A 6,000-nucleotide genomic window follows, 5' to 3' on the forward strand; every position below is an offset into this window, starting at 1 on the left:
ACCGTGAGCAAGCGGCCCCATTATGCGCCAGCGGCCCAACCGCCTCAATCGCCACCGCGCATATCCGGCCTCTCTGGGCCCATGCAGTGTACGCGTGAACGTGTTCATGCCCCGATTGGTGTATACGAGGATTTTAATAAAAATACACAAATGACTGAATGTATACGAATTATCGAATCCTCGACCGCAGCTAACTAACCCCCTACAAACACAAAAAGCGAGGCAATACGTGACCTGGTTTGGTATCGCAACTTATGAAATGAACGGCCGCACGGCCACCGGTCTGGCGGTCGGCGACAAGCTGTACGACGCGCAGGCGGCGTTGCAGCAAACGGCTTCGGCGCTGCCGCTTGCCGACGTCGGCACATTGATCGCCGGGTGGGAGACGGGCGGCGCACCGGCTGTCGAGCAGCTCGAAGCGGCGGCGCGGGCCATCGAAGCGGGCACGCTCGACGTCGCGCCGCTTGCCGGCCATACGCTGCGCGTGCCGTACCAGCCGCGGCGCATTTTTGCGGCGGCGTCGAACTACTACGAACACGCGCGGGAGATGGGCACCGAGCTTGCGCCGCGTGAAGAGAGCACGCCGTACATGTTCATGAAGGCCGAAACGAGCGTGGTGCCGACGCTTGCCAACGTCGTGATTCCGCCGCACGCGGAGCGGGTCGATTGGGAAGTGGAGCTGGCCGTGGTGATCGGCAGGACCGGCCGCCATATCGCGAAAGAAGACGCCTACGACTACATTGCCGGCTACACGATACTCAACGACGTCAGCGCGCGCGACCTGAATCGCCGCTCCGACTATCCGTTCAAACACGACTGGTTTCGCGGCAAGAGTTTCGATACCTTTGGTCCACTCGGCCCCTGGTTCGTGCCGCGCGCGTGTATTGCCGAGCCGCAGAATCTGCGCATGCGTCTCGCGGTGAATGGCGAAATGATGCAGGACGGCAACACGTCCGAGATGATTTTCAACATCGCCGAGCAGATCGAATATCTATCGACCATCCTCACGCTGCAGCCGGGCGATCTGATCGCAACGGGTACGCCGACCGGCGTCGGCATGGGGCGCGGCATTTACCTGAAGGCGGGGGACGTGATGGTCGCATCGATCGACGGGATCGGGTCGATCGAGAATCCGCTGGTCGCCGGCTGAGCGTCGGCACGCTCGCGGCGCGTTTCCACTCACTCCACTCATAGACGGGAAATACGACATGTTGCAGCGGATACGGCGCGCGTTAGGACGGATGGTTCGGCCACTCAAACGGCAGGCCGCATTGAGCGCGGTGGCGCTGGCCGCCACGGCGCTTGTTACGAGTGCCCACGCGGCCGATAAAGTGCGCGTCAATCTGGCGTGGCTGCCGCAGGGCAGCACGGGCGGCATTCTGCTCGCCCAGGCAAAGGGCTATTACCGCGACGCGGGTCTCGACGTCAACGTGATGCGCGGATATGGCGGCCAGCGTACCGTCAATGAAGTGGATGAAGGTCTGTTCGAGTTCGGTTACGGCGACCCGGTCAGCGTGATGCTGAATCGCGCACATGGCGGCCATGCGGTGATGGTCGGCGCGATCAATACACGCTGGCCTGGTGCGATGTGTTATCTCGAGCGGCCCGGCTTCAAGGTGAACACGCTGAAGGATCTGTCGGGAATGACGCTTGGCGGCGGCGGCGCGTCGCCGGTGCAGAACATCATGCCCGCGTGGCTCAAGCAGAACGGCATGGCGCCTGATGCGATCAAGACCGTGCGCCTCGACCCGGCCGTGATCAATACCGCGCTGCTGCAAAAGCGCATCGACCTGTCGGAGTGCTGGGAAGGCGCGAGCCTGCCGGTGCAGGCCGCGTTGGCAAAGCGGGCCGGACAGCAGCTCGGCAAGGTTTTCTACCGGGATTTCGGTCTGGACATGATGGGCAACGGTATCGTCACGACCGATACCTTCGTGGCGCAGCATCCCGATGTGGTCAAGCGTTTTGTCGCTGCGACCTATCGCGGTTATGCGCTGATGCGCGAGCATCCGCAGGAAGCGGCCGATGCGATTGCCGGGCTCTATCCGGTGCTCGACAAGGCGATCCTGTTGCAGCAGATTGTCGAAACCAATGGGCTGATCGCCGACGATCCCGCGCAGCATAAGACCGGCTGGCTGCGTCCCGCACGCATGGATGCCACCGCCGCGTTCGTATCGCGCGCGTTCGGTACCGGCACGAAGGTGAAGGCGGGCGATCTCTATACGAATCAGTTTGTCGAATAAAACCGGGTAGACCTATTCGGGAGCGGCGCATCGTTTGAACGGCGCGTTCGTTCCAACCCGCTCACGTGAAACGTGGGCGTATCGCAACGATGTTGCAGGTGACCAAAGTAAGCGCGATGGGGCTCACGCCAGCCGACACGCTTACTCTGGTCGATAACGGAGACAGGCAATGAACAGTTTGCGTCCCAAGCGGCTTGGGCACATGGTGCTGATGGTGCGTGACATCAAGAAGTCCGCGCAGTTTTATACCGACGTGCTGGGCCTTAAAGTATCGGACTGGATCGGCGATCAGATGGTGTTTCTGCGCGCCGGCAGCGATCATCACGATCTCGCGCTCGCGCAACTGCCGAAAGATTCCGCCGACTTCAACGATCTGCCGCGCTATTCACGCCCTGGCCTCGAGCATTTCTCATATCTGATCGACAGCTACGAGGAGATGGAGCGCTCGGTGAAGGTCTTGCAGGAACACGGTGTCGAGATCGTACGCGGCATCGGCCGGCACGGTCCGGGCAACAACCTGTTCCTCGTTTTCAAGGACCCGGACGGCAACAACGTCGAGGTGTACTGTGAGATGACGCAGATCGGCGAGCGCGACGCGCACGAGCCGCAGGTGTGGGAGCGCACGATCGAATCGTTCGACCAGTATCGCTTCGAGCGCTTTGTCGTGCCGCCGCCACCGCATCTGGTGGCGCAAAAATCGGCGCAGGCGGCAGCGCAAGGTACGACACCGAGTGCGCCGCAAGACGCGACGAAAGACGTCAAAACCGATTCGCCCGATCACGAATAATTCGGAACCCTCATGAAGCGATTGATCGAAACCGTCTCGTTCTGGATCGTGATTGGCCTGATCTGGGAGTTCGGCGTGCGTTGGACGGGCACGCGCGACTATGTACTGCCGGCGCTGTCGCAGGTCTTTGCAGCCGGTTGGGAGATGCGTGGGCAGTTGCTCTCCGACACGCTGGCCACCGCGTGGGAAGTGTTCGCCGGCTTCGCGCTGGCGCTCGTCGGCGGCCTGACGATCGGCTTGCTCGCGAGCATGTCGAGCATCGCGCGGCGCACTTTGTTTCCGCTTGTCACCGCGTTGCAGAGCATGCCGAAGATCGCGCTCGCGCCGTTGCTGATCGTGTGGTTCGGCTACGGGTTTGCGTCGAAGCTGGCGGCGGCCGTGCTGTTCGCGTTCTTCCCGATCGTGATCGCGACGATGGGGGGCCTTGCCGGTGTGCCGCGCAATCTGGACGAGCATTTCCGGGCGCTCGGTGCCTCGCAGGCGAAGACCTTCTGGTATTTGCGTTTGCCCGCCGCCTTACCCGCGCTGATCGACGGTTTGAAGATCGCAATGCCGTTGGCGGTCATTGGGGCGATTGTCGGCGAGTTCATTGGTTCGGAGTCAGGGCTGGGGCATCTGATCGTGTTTGCGACGTCGAATGCGCAGACTGCGTTGTCGTTCGCCGCGATTCTGATGGTGACCGTGCTGGCTATGCTGTTTTACTGGGCCGTCGAACTGGTTTCGCGCGGCGTGTGGTGGAGAGGAGTGACGGTCTGATGGCACTGGTCGACAAGTTGCGTATTGTGCAGCGCGCCGCGGCAACCGGCGCACAGGTTCATCCTTTGCATCGTGACGAGGCGGCGCCCGCGCTGATTTCCGTCGAGCAGGTCGGCAAACGATTCGCCGCGCGGGGTGGGGCGGGGGCGTTCAGCGCGCTCGACGATGTGTCGATGCAGATTCGCCAGGGCGAGTTCGTATCGATTCTTGGGCCGAGCGGTTGTGGCAAGAGCACGTTGCTGCGGATGGTGGCGGGTCTGGTGCCAGCCGACGGTGGACGGATTCTGCTTGGCGCCGAGCCGATTGTCGCGCCTGTGCCGGATATTGGCGTGGTGTTTCAGACGAGCAACATGCTGCCCTGGCTGACGGTCGGGGCGAACATCCGCTTGGGCGCCAAGTTGCGGAATGTGCCGCGGGCGCAGGTCGAGGAGCGGCTTCCTGGATTGCTCGAGACTTTGGGATTGACGGCGTTTGCCGACCGGTATCCGCATGAGCTGTCTGGCGGGATGAGGCAGCGGGCCGCGATTGGGCAGATTCTGTTGCTCGAGCCACGGGTGATGTTGATGGATGAGCCGTTCGGCGCGCTGGATGCGTTGACGCGGGACCGGTTGAATGTCGAGCTTTTGCGGATCTGGCAGAGGAGCACGCTGACTGTTTTGCTGGTGACTCATAGTATTCATGAGGCGGTGTTTTTGTCTGATCGGGTGCTGGTGATGTCGGAGCGGCCGGGGCGGGTGATTCACGATGTGAAGATTGAGTTGGCGCGGCCTAGGGAACCTGATCAGGTTAAGGGTGATCCCCTGTACGGGGAGTATGTTTCGGGGCTTTCCAGGTTGATGGGGGTGTTTTAGGGGTTTTTTTTGCCTGGGCGGCGCTTTGGGTGTTTGCATATGGCGTTGGCCTTTTCTTGCTCTGGCTTCTTTGGCCTTTCCTTGATTTGTTATTGGTCTATTAGTGTTGCCCCTGTGCGGGGCGGCACTGTAGTGGTCAAGTAAACCTGGACACCCCGAAAGGTGAATTCTAAAAAAGTGCAGCTTCGTATCGTGCCGGTGGCAGACCGTCTGCCGCTGAATGGATGCGCCTGTAGTTATAAAAGTCGTCGATGTAGGCCCCGATGTCGCGTTCCGCATATGCGTGGTCGGGGTACCCTTTATCGTCGATCCATTCGCTTTTGAGACTTCTAAAGAAGCGCTCCACCGGCGCGTTATCCCAGCAGTTCCCCTTTCTGCTCATGCTCTGGATGATGCCGTTTGCCTTCAGCTCGTTCACGAAGTGCGCGCTGGTGTACTGGCATCCCTGATCCGAGTGGAACATCAGGCCCGGTGGCGGCCGTCGATGCTCGCGCGCCTGCTGCAAAGCCCTGATAACCAGTACCGTATCGGGCAGTTGCGCAAACGCCCAGCCGACGATACGGCGTGAATACAGATCCATCACGATGGCCAGATAGGACCAGCCCTGAAGCGTTCTCACGTACGTAATATCGCCCGCCCATACCTGATTGATCGACGACGGCTCGAACCGACGCTCAAGCAGGTTGGGAGCCACCAGCGCTTCACCGTCAGTCTTGCGATAACGGTGCGTTCGTCGTCGCGCCACCGCCAGTTGTGCCTCGCGCATCAGCGATCGGGCACGGTAACGCCCGATCGCGTGGCCTCGCTGCTGCAAGGCCTGAGCCATTCTGCGACTGCCATAGCTGGCGCGGCTTTCGCCGTGAATTTCGCGCACCGCCTTGAGCAGCGCGGGCGCAGCAGCAACTCTGGCGGGCCGTGTGGAAACGGCGTAATAGCTGCTTCGAGGCACCTTCAGCAGCTCGCACATCACGCTCACCGGCCAGGCCTTCTTCAGCGAATGGATCACTTCGATGAGCGATCCATTTCCTTGACGAAGAAGGCCGTGGACTTTTTTAGGATCTCGCGCTCCCTTTCGAGCTCGATCACCCGCGCCTCCAGTTCCCGGATGCGTCGCTGGTCGGCCTTGACCTGAATCTCAGTGCGCGGCGGCTCAGCCTGTTCGGCCCGCCACTGCGCAACCCATCGCCGCAAGGCCGTGTCTCCTACGCCCAGCGCCTCACAGGCCTTGGAGAATGAATAGCCCTGGGCAACCACCAGTTGCACCGCTTCAGCCTTGAATTCGTCAGTTATGTTCCGTCTGCTCATCTCTCACCTCAGTTGGAGAATTATCCCCTTTAGAGGTGTCCAGGACCATTGGACCACTACA

The 6,000-nt window shown here is 61.1% G+C and carries 6 protein-coding genes; 5 read left to right on the top strand and 1 reads right to left on the bottom strand.

Going from position 1 to position 6,000, the window contains the following annotated elements; all coding sequences use genetic code 11:
* The first annotated feature begins 229 nt into the window (after positions 1-229).
* The 5 genes from BCY88_RS33410 to BCY88_RS33430 all read left to right on the top strand — a co-directional run bounded on the left by BCY88_RS33410 (position 230) and on the right by BCY88_RS33430 (position 4,634).
* Positions 230-1,150 (top strand): fumarylacetoacetate hydrolase family protein, encoded by a 921-nt coding sequence (locus BCY88_RS33410; RefSeq protein WP_120348390.1) that lies wholly within the window; start codon positions 230-232, stop codon positions 1,148-1,150.
* A gap of 58 nt (positions 1,151-1,208) precedes the next feature.
* Positions 1,209-2,240 carry an ABC transporter substrate-binding protein gene (locus BCY88_RS33415; RefSeq protein ID WP_120348391.1) on the top strand — a complete coding sequence of 344 codons (1,032 nt, stop codon included), beginning with the start codon at positions 1,209-1,211 and terminating at the stop codon, positions 2,238-2,240.
* A 169-nt stretch (positions 2,241-2,409) separates the two neighbouring features.
* Positions 2,410-3,027, top strand: a complete 618-nt coding sequence (locus tag BCY88_RS33420; RefSeq protein ID WP_259461598.1) for a VOC family protein — start codon at positions 2,410-2,412, stop codon at positions 3,025-3,027.
* Between the two features lie 12 nt (positions 3,028-3,039).
* Positions 3,040-3,783 (top strand): ABC transporter permease, encoded by a 744-nt coding sequence (locus tag BCY88_RS33425; RefSeq protein WP_120348392.1) that lies wholly within the window; start codon positions 3,040-3,042, stop codon positions 3,781-3,783.
* Positions 3,783-4,634: an ABC transporter ATP-binding protein gene (locus BCY88_RS33430; RefSeq protein ID WP_120348393.1), complete on the top strand. Its 852-nt coding sequence runs from the start codon at positions 3,783-3,785 to the stop codon at positions 4,632-4,634. The genes BCY88_RS33425 and BCY88_RS33430 overlap by 1 nt, the downstream gene beginning before the upstream one ends.
* A 169-nt stretch (positions 4,635-4,803) precedes the next feature.
* On the opposite strand, the gene BCY88_RS33435 is transcribed toward BCY88_RS33430, so the two are convergent.
* A protein-coding gene (locus tag BCY88_RS33435) for an IS3 family transposase (protein WP_259461552.1) occupies positions 4,804-5,939 on the bottom strand; the annotation gives its coding sequence in 2 pieces (ribosomal slippage) (positions 4,804-5,681 and positions 5,681-5,939; 1,137 coding nt in all).
* Between the last annotated feature and the right edge of the window lie 61 nt (positions 5,940-6,000).

The sequence above is a fragment of the Paraburkholderia fungorum genome (assembly GCF_003610895.1).
Taxonomy (GTDB): Bacteria; Pseudomonadota; Gammaproteobacteria; order Burkholderiales; family Burkholderiaceae; genus Paraburkholderia; species Paraburkholderia fungorum_B.